Genomic DNA, 267 nt, shown 5'->3' with positions numbered 1-267 from the left:
CAGCTACCGCTGGACACGTCCCAGGCCCCGACGGCTCTGGACAGCGACGAATACGGGAACCCTCGAACCAACCAATCCGCCACCCGCTACAACTGGCTCGGCGCGAAACAGCGTTCCACCGAGACAGTCACCGGCCTCAGCCTCATGGGCGTCCGACTTTACAACCCCACGACTGGACGCTTCCTGTCAACCGACCCGGTCTTCGGCGGCAACGCCAACGCATACGAGTACTGCGCAGGGGACCCTGTCAACTGCTATGACCTCAAC

At 62.9% G+C, this 267-nt stretch carries 1 protein-coding gene; it reads left to right on the top strand.

The genetic code is table 11. The annotated features are described in order from the left end of the window. The coding region (locus tag ACSNOK_RS34500) for an RHS repeat-associated core domain-containing protein (protein WP_436784663.1) at positions 1–267 on the top strand (267 nt) is incomplete at both ends.

It is taken from the genome of Streptomyces sp. URMC 126, from assembly GCF_051386555.1.
In the GTDB taxonomy this organism is placed as follows: domain Bacteria; phylum Actinomycetota; class Actinomycetes; order Streptomycetales; family Streptomycetaceae; genus Streptomyces.
The sequence above is the reverse complement of the archived record's forward strand: the minus strand, read 5'-3'. Positions and strand labels throughout refer to the sequence as shown.